Origin of the sequence: Actinocorallia sp. A-T 12471, from assembly GCF_033875155.1 — a bacterium.
Classification (GTDB): Bacteria; Actinomycetota; Actinomycetes; order Streptosporangiales; family Streptosporangiaceae; genus Actinocorallia.
On sequence record NZ_JAWZTE010000011.1, the window covers coordinates 230,216 to 246,395 of the forward strand.

The following is a 16,180-nucleotide window of genomic DNA, read 5'->3' on the forward strand; positions in this document are numbered from 1 at the left end:
GCCGGTCGGCGGCGTTGGAACAAGCCAGGAGGAACATGACGAATTACAAGCGGTCCGAGCGGTTCGACGAGTTCGACGGCCTCGACTACGAGGGTCCGGAGACCACCGGCGACTACGACCTCGCGGAACGGCACGCGCTCCGACGCGTCAGCGGCCTGTCCACCGAGCTCGCCGACGTCACCGAGGTCGAATACCGCTCCCTGCGGCTGGAAAGGGTCGTCCTCGTCGGCGTCTGGACCGACGGCACCCTCACCCAGGCGGAGAACTCGCTCAGGGAACTGGCGCTGCTCGCCGAGACCGCGGGATCCGAGGTGCTCGAAGGGCTGATCCAGCGGCGCGCCAAGCCCGACCCCGCGACGTACATCGGCTCCGGCAAGGCCGAGGAGCTCGCCGACGTCGTCCTGGCGACGGGCGCGGACACCGTCATCGCCGACGGTGAACTCACCCCCTCACAGCTGCGCACGCTGGAGGACATCTGCAAGGTCAAGGTCATCGACCGGACCGCGCTGATCCTCGACATCTTCGCCCAGCACGCCAAGTCCCGCGAGGGCAAGGCCCAGGTCGAACTCGCCCAGCTGCAGTACCTGATGCCGCGGCTGCGCGGCTGGGGCGGCAACCTGTCGCGCCAGGTCGGCGGACGTGCCGCGGGCGGCGTCGGCATCGGCGGACGAGGCCCCGGCGAGACCAAGATCGAGCTCGACCGGCGGCGCATCCGCACCCGGATGGCCAAGCTGCGCAGGCAGATCGGCGAGATGTCCAAGACCCGCGACACCAAGCGGTCAGTGCGCCGGGCCAGGCGCGTCCCGGCCGTCGCGATCGCCGGATACACCAACGCGGGCAAGTCCTCGCTGCTGAACCGGCTCACCGGCGCGGGGGTCCTCGTGGAGAACGCCCTGTTCGCCACCCTCGACCCGACCGTACGCAAGGCGGTGACGCCGTCGGGGCGCCCGTACACGCTGGCCGACACCGTCGGATTCGTCAGGCACCTGCCGCACCAGCTCGTCGAGGCGTTCCGCTCGACGCTCGAGGAGATCGGCGACGCCGACCTCATCGTCCACGTGGTCGACGGCAGCGACCCCGAGCCCGACGCGCAGATCAAGGCGGTCCGCGAGGTGCTGTCGGAGGTCGACGCGACCTCGGTGCCCGAGCTGATCGTCATCAACAAGGCCGACGCCGCCGACCCCGTCGTGCTCGGCAGGCTCAAGCGCGAGTACAAGAACAGCGTCGTCGTCTCCGCCCGCACCGGCGCGGGAATGACCGACCTGCTCGAACTGATCGAGGCGGAACTGCCCGACTTCGACCGTGAGGTCCACGTCGTGCTGCCCTACTCGCAGGGTGCTCTTGTGGCCCGCATTCACGAGCAGGGCGAGGTCGTCAAGATCGAGCACCGTGACGACGGCACCGAGCTCGTCGCAAGGGTTCCGCTGGCCCTGGCCGCCGAGTTGGAGGTTTTCGAGGTGGCACCGTCGGGGTCGTGATTCTCTGACGTTTCGCCCACGTTTCACGGGCCCGCGGACTACGCTGAGGAACTCGGGCGGACCGTGTCACGTTGGGCGTGTCAAGAGCTTGTCTGGCAGGCATGACGTGCACTACCGTGACGAAACCGATATCTCCGGTCTCGTCGTCCCGGTGCTCGGCGCCCCCGTCGATGCAGCGGCCAGTTTCCGCCGACCGGCAGCCAGCCGGACGGCACCAGCGAGAGCAGGTGGCTCTTGACGCTCCCGGTCGACCCCTCCCAGCGGACGGTTCGGTGACACGCATATGACGGTTCGTCTGCTGACGAACATCGGACGCCTGTGGACGGGCACCGATGTGTGCAGCAATGCCGCCATTCTGATCCACAACGACAGGATCGTCTGGGCGGGACCGTCCGCCGACCTTCCGGAAAGCGTCCCCGGCGTCATCAACGACATCGTCGACGTCGACCACGTGGAGAACCTCGGCGGCGGGCTGGTCACCCCCGGCCTCATCGACGCGCACGCCCACCCCGTCTACGCGGGCAACCGCTGGGCGGAGCTGGCGATGCGCACGAGCGGCGCGAGCCCGCAGGAGATCGCGTCCGCGGGCGGCGGCATCGGCTCGACCGTCACGGTCACCCGCGGCACCGACCCGTGGACGCTGTGCAGCTCGGTCCGCGAGCGGCTGCGCGCCTGGATGATGACGGGTACCACGACCGTCGAGGCCAAGACCGGTTTCCACCTCACGCGCGACGGCGAACTCGCCGACATCCGGATGCTCCGGTCGTTGGAGAACGAACCGGCCATGCCACGCATTCACGCGACATTCCTGGCGGCGAACGTGCTGCCTCCGGAGTTCTTCGGCCGCCGGCGCGACTACGTCGAGGCGGTCCGGCAGTGGACGCTCGACGCGCACGCCGCCGGGGCCGACAGCGTCGACGTGTACTGCGACGAGGGCCACTTCACCGCCGACGAGGCGCGCGCCATCCTGTACACCGCCCAGCAGATCGGGCTGAAGCCGCGCGTGCACGCGTGCCTGTCCGAGCGCAGCGGGGCCGCGCAGGTGGCCGCCGAGATCGGCTGCGCCTCGGCGGACCTGCTCACCGAGGCCACCGACGAGGACATCAAGGCGCTCGCGCACGCGGGCGTCACCGCCACCGTCTGCCCGGCCAGCGCGCTGCGCAGCGGCCGCGTCCCGCCCGTGCGGGCGATGCTCGACCGGGGCGTCACCGTCGCGCTCGGCACCGACCACAACCCGGGCGAAAGCGGCATCACCTCGATGCCGCTGGTCATCGGGCTCGCCGTCGCGATGTTCGGGATGAGCGTCACCGAGGCCCTGCGCGCGGCGACCATCGGCGGGGCGTCGGCGCTGCGGGTGTCCGACCGGGGCACGCTGGCGCGCGGGATGTACGCCGACATCGTCCTTTGGGACGCAGACCACGAGGGTGCTTTCGCCTGGGCGTACGGGCTGCGTGCCCTGCGCGTCTGGCGGGGCGGTGTGCCGGTTCAGCCCTGATCGGCGACGTGTGTCCGTTCCCGGAACGTTCCCATGCTGAGAAGTTCCCGTGGCGCGCGTGTTTCGGGGGTCCGCAACCGGCAGCATCCCGGTCATTCCGCTGTGACGAAGGGTTAACGGCAGCGGGGTAGGTTGCGGATATGGGTGTAGCGATAGTTACGGATTCCTCCGCATATCTGCCCCCCGAACTCCTCGCCAGGTACCAGATCGGCGTCGTGCCGCTCCAGATCATCATCGGGGGCAGGGTCAGGGACGACGGGGTCGACGTCACCTCGGCCGACGCCGCCGACGCGCTCCGCTCCTGGCAGCCGGTCTCGACGTCGAGACCGTCGCCGGACCGGTTCGCGCACGCCTACAAGGCCGCGTCCGGGGCCGGAGCCGACGCGATCGTCTCGGTCCATCTTTCTGGTGACATGTCCGGCACTGTGGAGTGCGCGCGGATGGCGGCGGCCGAGGCGGCCGTGCCCGTCCATGTGGTGGACAGCCGGACGATCGGGATGTCGCTCGGGTTCGCGGCGCTTGCCGGGGCCATCATGGCCGAGGCGGGCGGTGACGTGGACGACGTCGCCGAGGCCGTCCGGCGTAGGGCGGCGGCGAGTAGCGCGCTGTTCTATGTGGATACTTTGGAGCATTTGCGGCGTGGTGGGCGGATCGGGGCCGCGGCGACGCTGCTCGGGTCGGCGCTGATGGTGAAGCCGTTGCTGAACCTCGCGGACGGGCGGATCGCGCCGCTGGAGAAGGTCAGGACGTCGGCGAAGGCGCTGTCGCGGCTTGAGGAGCTCGCCGTCTCGCGGGCGGGGACCGGGTCGGTCGATGTGGCCGTCCAGCATGTGGCGTCGCCCGCGCGGGCGCAGAGCCTCGCGGAGAGTCTGCGGCGGCGGATTCCGGAGCTTCGGACGCTGCACATCGGTGAGGTCGGGCCCGTCATCGGGGCGCATGTCGGGCCGGGGATGCTCGGCGTCGCGATCTCGCCGTGCGGCTAACGCACAGAGTTTTCCACAGAATCTGATTCGGCCCGTTCGGGGTTCCGGTCGGCGGTTAACGTCGTCGGCATGAACGAACACGTGGTGTGCCGAAGTCGTCACCGGGTCTGCCGGGGGCGTCCTCCGCCGTGCCCGCGTCGCGCGCCTTTGTGGTGCGCGCGGGGGGCAACGCAGAGCGAGTCGCCGTGCCGTTATGGCCGCGCGGCTTACACGGGGAGGAACAGGCGCATGTGGGGCAGGCGAACGAACGAGAACTGGGTCAGCTGGGACGAGACCCATGACGTGGATTTCTGGGGACGGCCTAGGGATGAGCCCGATCCGTCGCGGTTCGAGGGGCGGGCGGACCCTGGTGTCCTGCTCGCGGTCGTGCCGGAGGCGGAGGAAACCGTGGAGCCGCCTTCCGAGGGGGATGCTCTCGACCTTCTTCTCGAAACCGTCACGCGGCCGGACCAGCTGACCCATCCGGGTCCGTGGGACGACTTCGGCGGCTTCACGCCCTTGCGGGGAACACCCGTGGCGACCCTCGTTAACCGCCCGCCCACGCCCGCCGCCCTTCGCACTACCGCGGAGGTCCTTCCGTTCGCCCGCACGGCGAACGGACCGGGCGTCGACCCGTGGGGTCCGCATGACGTGCCCTTCGACGGCCCGTCGCCCTTGCACCGACGACCGGTGGCCGAGGTCGAAGACCCGCTCGACGGCGTCACCCGCCCCGACCGAGCACCCGCCCTCCGCGCCGGACCCACCGCTTCCCTCGCCCGCCCCGATTCTCGCCCGCCTTCCGACCTGGCGAACACGACGCTCACCTTCAACAACGTCGCGGGGAGTCGGCGGACCGGGTCGGACGGGTCGGCCAGCCCGGCCCAGTGGTCGGCGGGAGCGAAGCACCGGCTCGATGGGAAGCGCGGTGCGCGAGCGGAGGAACGGGAGGACGGGCGGAGCGCGGAGATCAGAGGCGACCTCACGCCGCGACGGCACGGGGAGAGCTGGAGCGGCGAAGCGGAGCGGCCGGGTCTGGCAGGCGGGGGCGATGGGGCGCGGAGAGGGAGCGCGGCGGGTGCGGGTGACGGCGTGGCGAAGCGAAGGGGGCAGGTGAGAGGCGGCGCTGGGGTGGAGGAGTGGCGTGGCCGGTTCGGAAAGGAAGTCGGAGGGGCGGAAGAGCGGCGTGGGTGGTTCGGGCAGGACGGTGGAGGGGTGGAGGAGCGGCGTGGCCGGTCCGGGAAGGAAGGCGGAGGGGTGGTCGAGCGGGGTGGGTGGTTCGGGAAGGAAGGTGGAGGGGTGGTCGAGCGCGGTGGGTGGTTCGGGAAGGAAGGTGGCGCGGTGGAGGAGAGGGGTGGAGGGGTCGGGAAAGGTGGAGGGGGTGGGAGAGAAGGGGGAGGGGGAGTTGGGCGAGGGTGGGTTGAGGATGGAGGAGGCGGGGGGAGTGGGGTGAAGGGGGTTGGGCTGGGGGTTCGGGGGGTTGTCGGGCGGTTCATGGAATGGGTTGATCCGGGGATCACGGGGTTGCGGGCGTTGACCGTGGCGGCGCTCGTGGCGGTGATGGGGACCGGGGTGTTCTTCTGGGCTACGCGGCCGGAGTCGGACGCGTTCGAGGTCGTGGACCCTGTGTCGTCGTCCGATGAGGTTCCGGCCGCGCCGCTCAGTGCGCCCTCTCCGCGTCCCGTCGTGGTGCATGTCGCGGGTGATGTGCGGAGTCCGGGCATAGTGACGCTGCCGCCCGACTCGCGTGTGCACGAGGCGGTGTCGGCGGCGGGCGGGCTGCGTCCGAAGGCCGAGGTGGGCGCGCTCAACCTCGCCCGCAAGGTCCTCGACGGCGAACAGATCGCCGTCGGGGCCGACCAACCCCAGCCCCCGGCCAACCCGCTGTCTCCAGCGGGGGCGCCCACCGCGCCGCTCGACCTCAACACCGCGACCCTTGAACAACTCCAGCAACTCCCAGGGGTGGGCCCGGTCCTCGCCCAGCGCATCCTCGACCACCGGACCGCCCACGGCCCGTTCCGCACCCCGGAGCAACTCCGCGACGTCACCGGCATCGGCGCCCGCCGCTACGCCGACCTGGCCCCCCACATCCGCGTCTGACCCCACCCGCCCGCCCACCACCCGCGCCCGCCCACCCGCCCACTACGCCCACCTGCCCGCCCGCCCACTACCCGCGCCCGTCCACCCGCCCACCTGCCCGCCCACCCACTACCCGCGCCCGCCCGCCCAGCCCTGCCTCCCACCCGTCCCGCCCTGCCTCCCACCCGTCCCGCCCCGTACATCCCAAACCGCCCGCCCGCCCGTTCCGCCCGCACCCGCCCACTACCCGCTCCGCCCGCCCACCCAGCCCCACCTCCAGCCCGCCCAGCCCTACCTCCCGCCCGGCCCGTACATCCCAAGCCGCCCGCCCTAGCCCGCCCCGCCCATCGCCCAGCCTGCCCGCCCACCTCCTCCCGCCGACCTGCACCCGCCCGCTTGACGGGTGTGCGGCCCGGCGGCTGGGGCCGGAAGGGGTCTTGTCCGCCGAAGAGGAGGAAGGAGTGTTCTGAACGAAGGAGATTTTGAAAATTGTTGGAATCTGCCCGGGTTATGCCTGGTCAGAGACGGTGTGCACGGGTTAGCCCTTGTCGGTGTCGCGGTGTCGCGGTGTCGCGGTGTCGCGGTGTCGCGGTGTCGCGGTGTCGCGGTGTCGCGGTGTCGCGGTGTCGCGGTGTCGCGGTGTCGCGGTGTCGCGGTGTCGCGGTGTCGCGGTGTCGGGGTGGGCTGCGTCGGGAGGTCCGGGGCGGTTTGGTGGCGGTCATGGGTTGTGGTGTGAGGGGAGGAGAGAAGGGTGTTGGGCTGGAAGGAGAGGGTGCGGGCTGCTTTTTGGGCTCGGGAGAAGAGGGAGGCTCGGGCTCGGGTGGGACGGGCGCGGGGGCTTGGTGGGGAGCTGCGGGGAAGGCGGGAGCTTGGTGGGGACCTGCGGGGGAGGCGGGAGGTCGGTGGGGAGCTGCGGGGGAGGGGTGTGGGGAGCTGGGTTGGGCGGGGTGGGGATGGGGTGGGTGAAGGGGCGGGGGCGTGGGGGGTGGGGAGTGGGGCGGGGAAGGTTGTGGGGGTGGCGGGGGTGGTTTGGGGGGTTGCGGCGGTTTTGGTGGGGGGTGGGTGGGGAGTGGGGGCGTATTGGGTGGCGGGGGGACTTGGGGTGGGGGCGCTGGTGGGGGTGGGGTTCGGGTGGCGGGGGATCGCGGGGGCGTGTGTGGTGGGGGCGGCCTGTGCGGTGGGGGTGGGGGTGCGGGTCTCGGCGGTGGAAGGCGGGGTGGTGCGGGAGGTGGCGGAGCGGGAGGGGACGGTCGAGGTCGAGGTCGTGGTGAAGGCGGGAGTGCGGAGGACGTCGAAGGGGGTCGTTGTGGTTGAAGGGAGGGCTGAGTGGGTGGGGGTGCGGGGTGGCGTGCGGGTGCGGACGCCTGTCGTGGTGATGGCGATGGTGCGGGACGGGCGGGCGGAGGGGTGGGAGGAGGTGAAGGTCGGGGAGCGGGTGCGGGGGAGCGGGCGGTTCGCGGTGCCCGATGGGGGTGGGCTCGTCGGGGCGGTGATCATGGCGCGGGGGCCGACCGAGGTCGTCGCGGAGGCGGGGGGTGTGCAGAAGTGGGCCGAAGGGGTGCGGGCCGGGCTGCGGGAGGCGGTGTCGGGGCTCGCGGCGGAGCCGCGCGGCGTGGTGCCGGGGATGGTGCTCGGCGACGTGTCCGGGGTGCCGCAGCGGACGCACGAGGAGTTCCGCGCGGCGGGCCTCGTGCACTGCCTCGTCGTGAGCGGCGCGAACTTCTCGATCCTCACCGCGACGGTGCTGTGGGCGGGCCGATGGGCGGGGCTCGGCGTGCGGGGCGCGGTGGTCGCGGCGGGGGTCGCCGCCGCCGGGTTCTTCGCGGTCGTGGGCGCCGAGCCGAGCGTGTTGCGCGCGTCGGTGACGGGGGCCATCGGGCTGTTCGCGGTGTTCGCCGGACGGGAGCGGCAGGGGGTCCCGACGCTCGCGGGGGCCGTGACGCTGCTCGTGCTGATCGACCCTGGGCTGTCCGTCTCGTGGGGGTTTGTCCTGTCGGTGACGGCGACGGCGGGGCTGCTCGTCCTCGCGCCGCGCCTGCGGGACCGGCTGCGGGCGTGGGGGCTGTCGGCGCGGCTGAGCGAGGCGGTCGCGGTGCCGCTGGCCGCGCAGACCGCGGTGGGGCCCGTGCTCGCGGCGATGTCCGGCCAGGTGGGGGTGGGCGCGGTCGTCGCGAACGTGCTCGCCGCGCCGGGGATCGCGGTGACGACGGTGTGCGGGTTCGCCGCGGCGGCGCTCGCGCAGGTCTCGGCCGACGCCGCGCGCTGGGCGGCGGCTCCTGCGGGGTGGGCCGCGTCGTGGGTGATCGCGGTCGCGGACGCCTTCGCGGCGCTGCCCTACATGGTCATGCCGTGGCCGGGCGGGTTTGCGGGCGCGGCGCTGCTGGTGTGCTGCACGGTCGGCGCGGCGGCGGCCGTGCGGGTGCGCTGGGTGCGGCGGCTCGCGGTGGCGGTCGCGGCAGGGGCGGTGGTCGCGGCGGTCGGCGTGCGGCTCGTCGCGCCGGCGTGGCCGCCCGAGGGGTGGCGGTTCGTCGCCTGTGACGTCGGGCAGGGCGACGCGCTCGTGCTCTACGCGGCACCGGGCAAGGCGGTCGTTGTGGACGCGGGGCCCGATCCCGGGCGCGTGGCCGGGTGCCTGCGGCGGCTCGGTGTCCGGAATGTGCCGCTTGTCGTGCTGACCCACCCGCACGCCGACCACCTCGCGGGCCTGCCGGGGGTGCTGCGCGGGCGTCCGCGCACGACAGTCGCGCACAGTCCCCTGAGCGCGCTGGGGCCGGAGCGCCGCGCGGCGTCGGGGGCCCGCGCGTCGCCCGCGCTGCTCGCGGCGGAGCGGGGCGCGCGGTGGACGTACGGCGCGCTCACCCTCGACGTGCTCGGCCCCGGTCCCGGCCCGACGCCGCCGTCGGGCGACGGCACCGCCGTCAACAACGCGAGCGTGGTCCTGCTCGCGCGCTGGACGGGCCTCACTGTGCTGCTCGCCGGAGACCTCGAGGAGGCTGCGCAGAATTCCCTGCGCGGCCTCGTCCCCCGCGTCGACGTCCTCAAGGTCCCGCACCACGGAAGTCCACGCCAGGAACCCGCCTTCCTCGCCGAGGGCCGCCCGGCCGTCGCGGTGATCTCCGTGGGCCGCGACAACCCCTACGGCCACCCGTCGGCCCGCACCCTGTCCCTGCTGCGCCCCGCCCGCGTCTACCGCACCGACCTCCACGGCGACATAGCGATCACCGCCACCACCCCCCGCCTCCAAGTCCACACCCGCCCCCACCCCTGACCCTCCCCACCCACCCCTGACCCTCTCCGCGCCGCGCCGCCTCCTCCGCGCGGCCTCCTCCGCGCGGCCTCCTCCGCGCGCGCGTTCCCGCGCCGCGTCGCGCGGGGGAGGCGGCCGCTGGCTCTTCTTGCGCCGCGCCGACGCGTTCGGGCGCGTTCCTGGCCTGCCCGCGTGGTCGTCGATGGTGGCCGGGGCGTCGGGGTGGGAGGTTTGGGGGTGGGCTTGGGGAGGGGGTGGGGGTGGCATGCTTGGGGGGTGGACATGGTGACGGTGGTCGTGGGGGATGAGGAGCTGCTTGTTGAGCGGGCGGTGGGGGAGATCGTGGGGGAGGCTAGAAGGCGGGGGGATGACGTTGAGGTGGTGGAACTTACGCCGGGGACGTTGGAGCCGGGGAAGCTCGTGGAGCTGACGTCGCCGTCGCTGTTCGGGGGCGGGAAGGTGCTGGTGATCCGGGCCGCGCAGGATCTGGGGAAGGATCTGGCGGGCGAGGTCGGGGCTTATGTGAAGAATCCGGCCGACGACATCGTGATGGTGCTGGTGCATGCGGGGGGCGTCAAGGGCAAGGGTTTGCTTGAGGCGTGGGTGAAGGCGGGGGCGCGCAAGATCACGTGTCCGAAGGTGACGAAGGCGGGGGAACGGCTGGACTTCCTGCGGTCCGAGGTGCGAAGGCTCGGCGGCTCGATCGGTGCGACGGCCGCCCAGCAGCTCCTCGACGCCGTCGGCACCGATCTGCGCGAGATCGCGGCGGCCTGCAACCAGCTCGTCTCCGACACCGGAGGCAAGATCACCGACGCCGCCGTCGCGCGCTACCACCGGGGCCGCGCGGAGGTCTCCGGCTTCACGGTCGCCGACGCCGCCGTCGAGGGCAGGCTCGGCGAGGCGCTGGAACAGCTGCGCTGGGCCCTGTCGACGGGCGTGGCCGCGGTCCTGATCAACAGCGCGCTCGCCCAGGGCGTCCGGGGGCTGGCGAAGGTCGGCGGGGCGCGCGGCAAGAGCTTCGCGCTCGCCAAGGAGCTCGGCATGCCCCCGTGGAAGATCGAACGGCTGCAGAAGCAGGTCCGCGGCTGGTCCCCCGACGGGATCGCCCGCGCGCTCGTCGTCGTCGCGGAGACCGACCAGGCCGTCAAGGGCGGCGGGGCCGACCCGGGTTACGCGCTGGAGCGCGCGGTGCACGAGATCGTCGCGGCGAGGTCGGGCCGCCGAGGGTGACGGGTTTCTCACCGTGCGCGGGGATCGGAACGCGAGACCGTCTCGTTGTCCAAGAAACGGTTGCGATCGCTCCGCGGGCTGGACAAGGTGGAGTCATGGGAGAGGCGAGGCTCGGGGTGGACCTCGGGCGGGTGGTGGTCGGTGCGAACCGGAACGCCGACGGCCGGGTGTTCCTCGATGATCCGCGGCGGATGCCGCTGATCGAGGGCGCGTTCGAGGTGTTGCCGCGGATCGTGGAACGCTTCAACGGCCAGGCGTGGGTGATCTCGCGGATCAGCGAGGAGGGCGAGCCGCTGTCGCTGGCGTGGCTCGAGCACTACGACTTCTACGGCGTCACGGGCATTGCGCGCTCGCGGATCAGGTACTGCCGCCTGCGTGAGGAAAAAGCGCTGCACTGCGCCGAGCTCGGCATCACGCACATGATCGACGACCGGCTCGACGTGCACCGCGCGATCCGCGACGTGGTCCCGAACCGCTACCTGTTCGGCCCGCAGGACGAGCCGCCGCCCGACTGGGTGGTGCCGACCCTGACCTGGCGCGACCTCGACGAGGCCATCGGCTACCCCTGAGCGCTCAGGTACCGGGCGGGCACGTGTCCGGTCAGCCAGACGCCGTTGTCGGTGAGCTGGAACAGGTGCCCGTCGGCGGCCATCGCGGCGGCGTCCACCCGCAGCACCACCGGACGCCCCCGCCGCGCCCCCACCCGCTGGGCGGTCGCGGTGTCGGGGGACAGGTGGACCGCGTGCCTGTCCATGGGCCGCAGTCCGTCGCGGAAGATCGCCTCAAGTGACGCGCCGACGGTTCCGTGGTAGAGGACGTCGGGCGGCGGGACCGCGGGCAGGCCGAGATCGACGGTGATGGTGTGGCCCTGGCTCGCGCGGATGCGCAGGCCGTCGGGGGAGAAGGCGAACCGCTTCTTGTCGTTGCGCGCGACGACCTCGCGCAGCTCGTCCTCGCTGAGCGCCATCCGGTGTCTGCGGCACGCCTCGAGGAGGTCGGCGACGGCGACCCACCCCGCCCGGTCGGGGGTCAGCCCGATCCGTTCTGGCTGGTGGCGCAGGTGCCGGGAGAGGTACTTGGAAACCTTGGTGATCTGTCGTGCGTCCATGCGTCTTCGAGCGTAGAACGGATCAAGGCCCGCGCGCATCCCCGATTTGGCGCGGGAACGCGCGAAGGCCGCCCCGGACGGGACGGCCTTCGGCGAAAGCGCTGGGCGCGAGGGGGTGTTACTTGGCGAGCGCCGCGGCCTGCTTGGCGATCGCGGACTTGCGGTTCGCCGCCTGGTTCTTGTGGATGACGCCCTTGCTGACGGCCTTGTCCAGCTTGCGGCTGGCGTGGCGCAGCGCGGTCTGCACGCCCTCGGCGTCGCCCGCGGCGGCGGCCTCGCGGAACTTGCGGATGGCCGACTTCAGCTCGGTCTTGACGGCCTTGTTGCGCAGGCGCGCCTTCTCGTTCTGCTTGTTCCGCTTGATCTGGGACTTGATGTTCGCCACTGAAAGAAGCCTCGGTCTAAGAAGAGTCGACTGGTGGAGTCAACGTACGGATGGGGCGCGGAGATCCGGCAGCCGGTCGGATCTGCGGGTACGGAGACACACGCACCCACACGCAAGGAGGAAGACTACCAACGCGGCGGCCCGACCCCCAACCCGGACGGTCGAAGCCCAGCTCAGGGCGTCGCGGCAGGACACGTCAAGGGGCGTGGTGTCCGGTATCGGCGCATCCGGAGCCGGAGCATCGGCGCGGACATGGGACGATGGTGGTCGGAAGGTCTCCACGTCAACCTAGGACTCGCGTGCCGCCCGTACCGAAACACACCGATCCCGCGGTGATCCGCAACTTCTGCATCATCGCGCACATCGACCATGGCAAGTCGACCCTGGCCGACCGCATGCTGCAGCTCACCGGGGTGGTCGACGACCGCTCGATGCGGGCCCAGTACCTGGACCGGATGGACATCGAGCGCGAACGTGGCATCACGATCAAGTCGCAGGCCGTGCGGCTGCCGTGGGACGGCCATGTCCTGAACATGATCGACACGCCGGGCCACGTCGACTTCTCCTACGAGGTGTCCCGCTCGCTCGCCGCCTGTGAGGGCGCGATCCTGCTGGTCGACGCCGCGCAGGGCATCGAGGCGCAGACGCTGGCGAACCTGTACATGGCGATCGAGGCCGACCTCCACATCATCCCCGTGCTGAACAAGATCGACCTCCCCGCGGCGCAGCCGGACAAGGTGGCCGAGGAGATCTCGGGCCTGATCGGGTGCGACCCGTCGGAGGTCCTGCGCGTTTCCGGCAAGACGGGCGTCGGGGTCGCCGAGCTGCTCGACAAGATCGTCGCAGACGTGCCCGCGCCCGTCGGCGACGCCGACGCGCCCGCCCGCGCGCTCATCTTCGACTCCGTCTACGACACCTACCGGGGCGTGGTCACCTACGTCAGGGTGGTCGACGGCAGGATCACCCGCCGCGAGAAGTCCCTGATGATGTCGACGGGCACCGCGCACGACACCCTCGAGGTCGGCGTCATCTCGCCCGAGCCGATCTCCACCGAGGGCCTGGGCGTCGGCGAGGTCGGTTATCTGATCTCGGGCGTGAAGGACGTCAGGCAGGCGCGCGTCGGCGACACCGTCACGATGGCGTCGCGGCCGGCTCCCGAGGCGCTCGGCGGGTACGACAACCCCAGGCCGATGGTCTACTCGGGCCTGTATCCGATCGACGGCGACGACTACCCGCTGCTGCGCGACGCGCTCGACAAGCTCCGCCTCAACGACGCGGCCCTGGTCTACGAGCCGGAGACGTCGCTCGCGCTCGGCTTCGGCTACCGCTGCGGCTTCCTGGGCCTGCTGCACATGGAGATCGTCCGCGAGCGGCTGGAGCGCGAGTTCAACCTCGCGCTGATCTCCACGGCCCCGAGCGTCATCTACCGGGTCGTGCTGGAGAACGGCGCCGAGCACATCGTCACCAACCCCAGCGAGTACCCGGCCGACGGCCGTATCGCGCGGGTGTACGAGCCCGTCGTCAAGGCGACGGTGCTGACCCCGAGCGAGTTCATCGGCACGATCATGGAGCTGTGCCAGGGCCGTCGCGGCGTGCTCCAGGGCATGGACTACCTGTCGGAAGACCGCGTCGAGATCAAGTACACGCTGCCGCTCGGCGAGATCATCTTCGACTTCTTCGACCAGCTGAAGTCGCGCACGCGCGGCTACGCCAGCCTCGACTACGAGCCCGCGGGCGAGCAGGAGTCGAAGCTCGTCAAGGTGGACATCCTGCTGCAGGGCGAGTCGGTCGACGCGTTCAGCCAGATCGTGCACGCCGACAAGGCGCGCGAGTACGGCCTGATGATGACCACCAAGCTCAAGGAGCTCATCCCGCGCCAGCAGTACGAGGTGCCGATCCAGGCGGCGATCGGCGCGCGGATCATCGCCCGCGAGAACATCCGCGCGATCCGCAAGGACGTCCTCGCCAAGTGCTACGGCGGCGACATCTCGCGTAAGCGCAAACTCTTGGAGAAGCAGAAGGAGGGCAAGAAGAAGATGAAGACCATCGGGCGCGTTGACGTGCCGCAGGAAGCCTTCGTCGCGGCCCTCTCGACGGGGTCGTCAGCCGACAAACCCAAGAAATGAGCCGCTAGGCGATGAGCACACCCCCCTGGGACCCGAACGCCGGGGCCGGTCCGCAGGACTGGCGGCAGCAGCACACACAGCCGCCCTTCCCGCCTTCGGGCGGCTACCAGCCTCCGGGCGGGTACCAGCAGGGCGGCTATCCGGGGGGTGTCCCGCAGGGCGGGTACCAGCCTCCGTACGGGCAGCCGCCTCTGCCTCCGCAGGGCTTCCCGCCGTACCCGCAGGGTCCGACGTCGGAGGACACGACGTGGTCGCTGCTGGGGTATCTCGGCCAGTTCCTGTTCGGCGTGTTCGCGCCGCTCGTGGTCTTCCTGATGTACAAGGACAGGTCGCCGTTCGTGCGCTGGCACGCGGCGCAGTCGCTGAACCTGGGGATCGCCGCGATCGGCTACTCGCTGATCCTGATCCCCGTCACGATCGTCACGCTCGGCCTCGGCGCGCTGCTGTACATCCCCCTGGGGATCGCGGAGATCATCTACCTGATCCTCGCCGCGGTGGGCGCGTCGCGCGGCGAGTGGTACCGGTTCCCCGCGGTCGTCGCCTGGCCGCTGGTCCGCTGACGCCGTCGCGCCGGGGACGTGTGGGGTTAACGCGCCCCGCCCGGTGGGATGCATCGGTCATGGACGAACTGGTGCCGGGCGACTCGCTCATGACCGAATCGCCCGAGGAGGGCAGGGCGCTGGCGCTCGAACTCGCGCGCCGGACGCTGCTGCGGCTGCGTCCCGCGGCCGACCCTCAGGTGAGCGGGGAGGCGGTCGCCGCCGAGTTCGCGACGATCGCCGCGGCCAACCATTACTGGCGTGGTCCGTCCTGGAAACGTGCTTATCGTCCGGATCGCGGCGACGTCAGGGGCTGACGGCAGTTTGACCGTCGTGCCGGGTAGGGAATCTCTCCAGCCATGACTGATCTCAAAGCGCTCACCGCGGAACATCTCGCGAAGGCCAAAGCCGACAAGAACGGGCGCAGCGCCCACATGTTCATGCACGACGGCCCCCTCAGGCAGGCGCTGATCGCGCTCACCGAGGGCTCGAAGCTCGACGAGCACTCCGCGCCCCCCGCGGCGAGCCTCCAGGTCCTGTCCGGCCGGGTGCGGATCACGGCGGGCAGCGGCGACGTCGAGCTCGGCGAGGGCGGCGTCTCCCCGATCCCGCACGAACGGCACGGCCTGACCGCCCTCAGCGACGCCGTCGTGGTGCTGACGACCGTCACGAACGTCGAGGCGTGATCAGATCGAGTCTCACCGACTCCGGCGAACGGCCGGGTCACCGCGCGTTCCGCGTGAATACTGTCCGTTGTGGGTCACACACTCTTGCACCAGATACTCGTGGCGGATCTCGTCGCCCCGGTGATGTTCGCCGAGTACGGCGACATGGCGACGGCGACGGCCACCGCCGTGCGGCTCGGTGAGGGCACCTGGGTGCCGTCCGACCTCATGGTCTACTGCGCCGGGCAGCGCCGGGAGGGCTTCGTCAACGGGCCGCCGCTGCTCGCCGTCGAGGTCGCCTCCGAGGCGTCGCGGGCGAGCGACCTCGGCGCGAAGAAGGCGCTGTACGAGGCCGCCGGGGTGCCGTGCTACTGGGTCGTGGACGTCGCGGGCGAGACCCCGCGCGTGCACGTGTTCGAGCTCGGCGAGGACGGCTACCGGCGGGTCGCCGTGGTCGACCAGGGCGAGACAGTGCGGCTCACCGAACCGTTCAAGATCGAGATCAGGCCGGAGGCGCTGTTCCGCGGGCTCCCGCCCTGGCGCGCCCCGGTGGAGGGAACGCACATGGCCCGTCAGAACGGCCCCGACCTGCCCGCGGCCGACGAGGCGTTCGGGATCGACTCCTTCCTGCGCCGCTGGCCGACCGGCGTGGAGAAGGTGGAACTGCACAACGGAAGCCCGGTCTTCTACGGGCGCTGGGACGAGCGCGACGTCGCCACCGCCCAGCGCGCTTACCCGGGCCGTGTCGTCCGGCTCGACCAGGCCCCCGGGCGGCCGGGCACGATGACGGTCCTGCCCGCCGCCGCCCCCACCGCCCCGCAGCAGGCCATGCGGCTCGACTGACGGCCTGAGCACGGCGTCCCCGCTGC

General features: G+C 71.7%; 15 protein-coding genes. 13 read left to right on the forward strand and 2 right to left on the reverse strand.

Annotated elements, in window-relative coordinates; genetic code table 11:
* The first annotated feature begins 35 nt into the window (after positions 1-35).
* From hflX to R9X44_RS27145, 8 genes are all read left to right on the forward strand, one after another.
* Entirely contained in the window at positions 36-1,478 is a 1,443-nt protein-coding gene (gene hflX / locus R9X44_RS27110) for a GTPase HflX (RefSeq protein WP_319817120.1), read from the forward strand.
* A gap of 283 nt (positions 1,479-1,761) precedes the next feature.
* On the forward strand, positions 1,762-2,973 hold the full coding sequence (gene hutI, locus R9X44_RS27115; RefSeq protein WP_319817121.1) for an imidazolonepropionase: 1,212 nt from the start codon (positions 1,762-1,764) through the stop codon (positions 2,971-2,973).
* 140 nt (positions 2,974-3,113) lie between these two features.
* Positions 3,114-3,956, forward strand: coding sequence for a DegV family protein (locus R9X44_RS27120; RefSeq protein ID WP_319817122.1), 843 nt, complete (start codon positions 3,114-3,116; stop codon positions 3,954-3,956).
* 1,120 nt (positions 3,957-5,076) lie between these two features.
* Positions 5,077-5,385: a hypothetical protein gene (locus tag R9X44_RS27125; protein ID WP_319817123.1), complete on the forward strand. Its 309-nt coding sequence runs from the start codon at positions 5,077-5,079 to the stop codon at positions 5,383-5,385.
* A gap of 71 nt (positions 5,386-5,456) precedes the next feature.
* On the forward strand, positions 5,457-6,032 hold the full coding sequence (locus R9X44_RS27130; RefSeq protein ID WP_319817124.1) for a ComEA family DNA-binding protein: 576 nt from the start codon (positions 5,457-5,459) through the stop codon (positions 6,030-6,032).
* A gap of 1,333 nt (positions 6,033-7,365) precedes the next feature.
* Complete coding sequence (locus R9X44_RS27135) at positions 7,366-9,279, forward strand: ComEC/Rec2 family competence protein (protein WP_319817125.1); 1,914 nt, start codon at positions 7,366-7,368, stop codon at positions 9,277-9,279.
* A gap of 261 nt (positions 9,280-9,540) precedes the next feature.
* Positions 9,541-10,488: a DNA polymerase III subunit delta gene (gene holA / locus R9X44_RS27140; protein ID WP_319817186.1), complete on the forward strand. Its 948-nt coding sequence runs from the start codon at positions 9,541-9,543 to the stop codon at positions 10,486-10,488.
* Positions 10,489-10,583: 95 nt separating this feature from the next.
* On the forward strand, positions 10,584-11,057 hold the full coding sequence (locus R9X44_RS27145; RefSeq protein ID WP_319817126.1) for a hypothetical protein: 474 nt from the start codon (positions 10,584-10,586) through the stop codon (positions 11,055-11,057).
* Here the strand turns inward: R9X44_RS27145 and R9X44_RS27150 are convergent.
* Together R9X44_RS27150 and rpsT are read right to left on the reverse strand one after the other, a co-directional pair.
* Positions 11,048-11,596 (reverse strand): RNA 2'-phosphotransferase, encoded by a 549-nt coding sequence (locus R9X44_RS27150; protein WP_319817127.1) that lies wholly within the window; start codon positions 11,594-11,596, stop codon positions 11,048-11,050. The genes R9X44_RS27145 and R9X44_RS27150 overlap by 10 nt on opposite strands.
* Positions 11,597-11,714: 118 nt before the next feature.
* The gene (gene rpsT, locus R9X44_RS27155) at positions 11,715-11,981 is read right to left on the reverse strand and encodes a 30S ribosomal protein S20 (RefSeq protein ID WP_319817128.1); all 267 of its coding nucleotides are present in this window, start codon (positions 11,979-11,981) and stop codon (positions 11,715-11,717) included.
* 260 nt (positions 11,982-12,241) lie between these two features.
* Between rpsT and lepA the strand changes: the two genes are divergently transcribed.
* From lepA to R9X44_RS27180, 5 genes are all read left to right on the forward strand, one after another.
* Positions 12,242-14,107: a translation elongation factor 4 gene (gene lepA / locus R9X44_RS27160; RefSeq protein ID WP_319817129.1), complete on the forward strand. Its 1,866-nt coding sequence runs from the start codon at positions 12,242-12,244 to the stop codon at positions 14,105-14,107.
* A gap of 11 nt (positions 14,108-14,118) precedes the next feature.
* On the forward strand, positions 14,119-14,667 hold the full coding sequence (locus R9X44_RS27165; protein WP_319817130.1) for a DUF4870 domain-containing protein: 549 nt from the start codon (positions 14,119-14,121) through the stop codon (positions 14,665-14,667).
* 59 nt (positions 14,668-14,726) lie between these two features.
* Entirely contained in the window at positions 14,727-14,963 is a 237-nt protein-coding gene (locus R9X44_RS27170; protein ID WP_319817131.1) for a hypothetical protein, read from the forward strand.
* A 42-nt stretch (positions 14,964-15,005) separates the two neighbouring features.
* On the forward strand, positions 15,006-15,332 hold the full coding sequence (locus tag R9X44_RS27175; RefSeq protein ID WP_319817132.1) for a cupin: 327 nt from the start codon (positions 15,006-15,008) through the stop codon (positions 15,330-15,332).
* 69 nt (positions 15,333-15,401) lie between these two features.
* Positions 15,402-16,154 carry a Uma2 family endonuclease gene (locus R9X44_RS27180; protein ID WP_319817133.1) on the forward strand — a complete coding sequence of 251 codons (753 nt, stop codon included), beginning with the start codon at positions 15,402-15,404 and terminating at the stop codon, positions 16,152-16,154.
* The last annotated feature ends 26 nt before the right edge of the window (positions 16,155-16,180 follow it).

Bases quoted from the DNA above. Each gene is read 5' to 3' on its own strand.
- R9X44_RS27175 (WP_319817132.1), top strand. From the start codon at position 15,006: ATGACTGATCTCAAAGCGCTCACCGCGGAACATCTCGCGAAGGCCAAA.
- lepA (WP_319817129.1), top strand. From the start codon at position 12,242: ATGGTGGTCGGAAGGTCTCCACGTCAACCTAGGACTCGCGTGCCGCCC.
- holA (WP_319817186.1), top strand. From the start codon at position 9,541: ATGGTGACGGTGGTCGTGGGGGATGAGGAGCTGCTTGTTGAGCGGGCG.
- R9X44_RS27150 (WP_319817127.1), bottom strand. From the start codon at position 11,596: ATGGACGCACGACAGATCACCAAGGTTTCCAAGTACCTCTCCCGGCAC.
- R9X44_RS27165 (WP_319817130.1), top strand. From the start codon at position 14,119: ATGAGCACACCCCCCTGGGACCCGAACGCCGGGGCCGGTCCGCAGGAC.
- hflX (WP_319817120.1), top strand. From the start codon at position 36: ATGACGAATTACAAGCGGTCCGAGCGGTTCGACGAGTTCGACGGCCTC.
- R9X44_RS27145 (WP_319817126.1), top strand. From the start codon at position 10,584: ATGGGAGAGGCGAGGCTCGGGGTGGACCTCGGGCGGGTGGTGGTCGGT.
- hutI (WP_319817121.1), top strand. From the start codon at position 1,762: ATGACGGTTCGTCTGCTGACGAACATCGGACGCCTGTGGACGGGCACC.
- R9X44_RS27120 (WP_319817122.1), top strand. From the start codon at position 3,114: ATGGGTGTAGCGATAGTTACGGATTCCTCCGCATATCTGCCCCCCGAA.
- R9X44_RS27170 (WP_319817131.1), top strand. From the start codon at position 14,727: ATGGACGAACTGGTGCCGGGCGACTCGCTCATGACCGAATCGCCCGAG.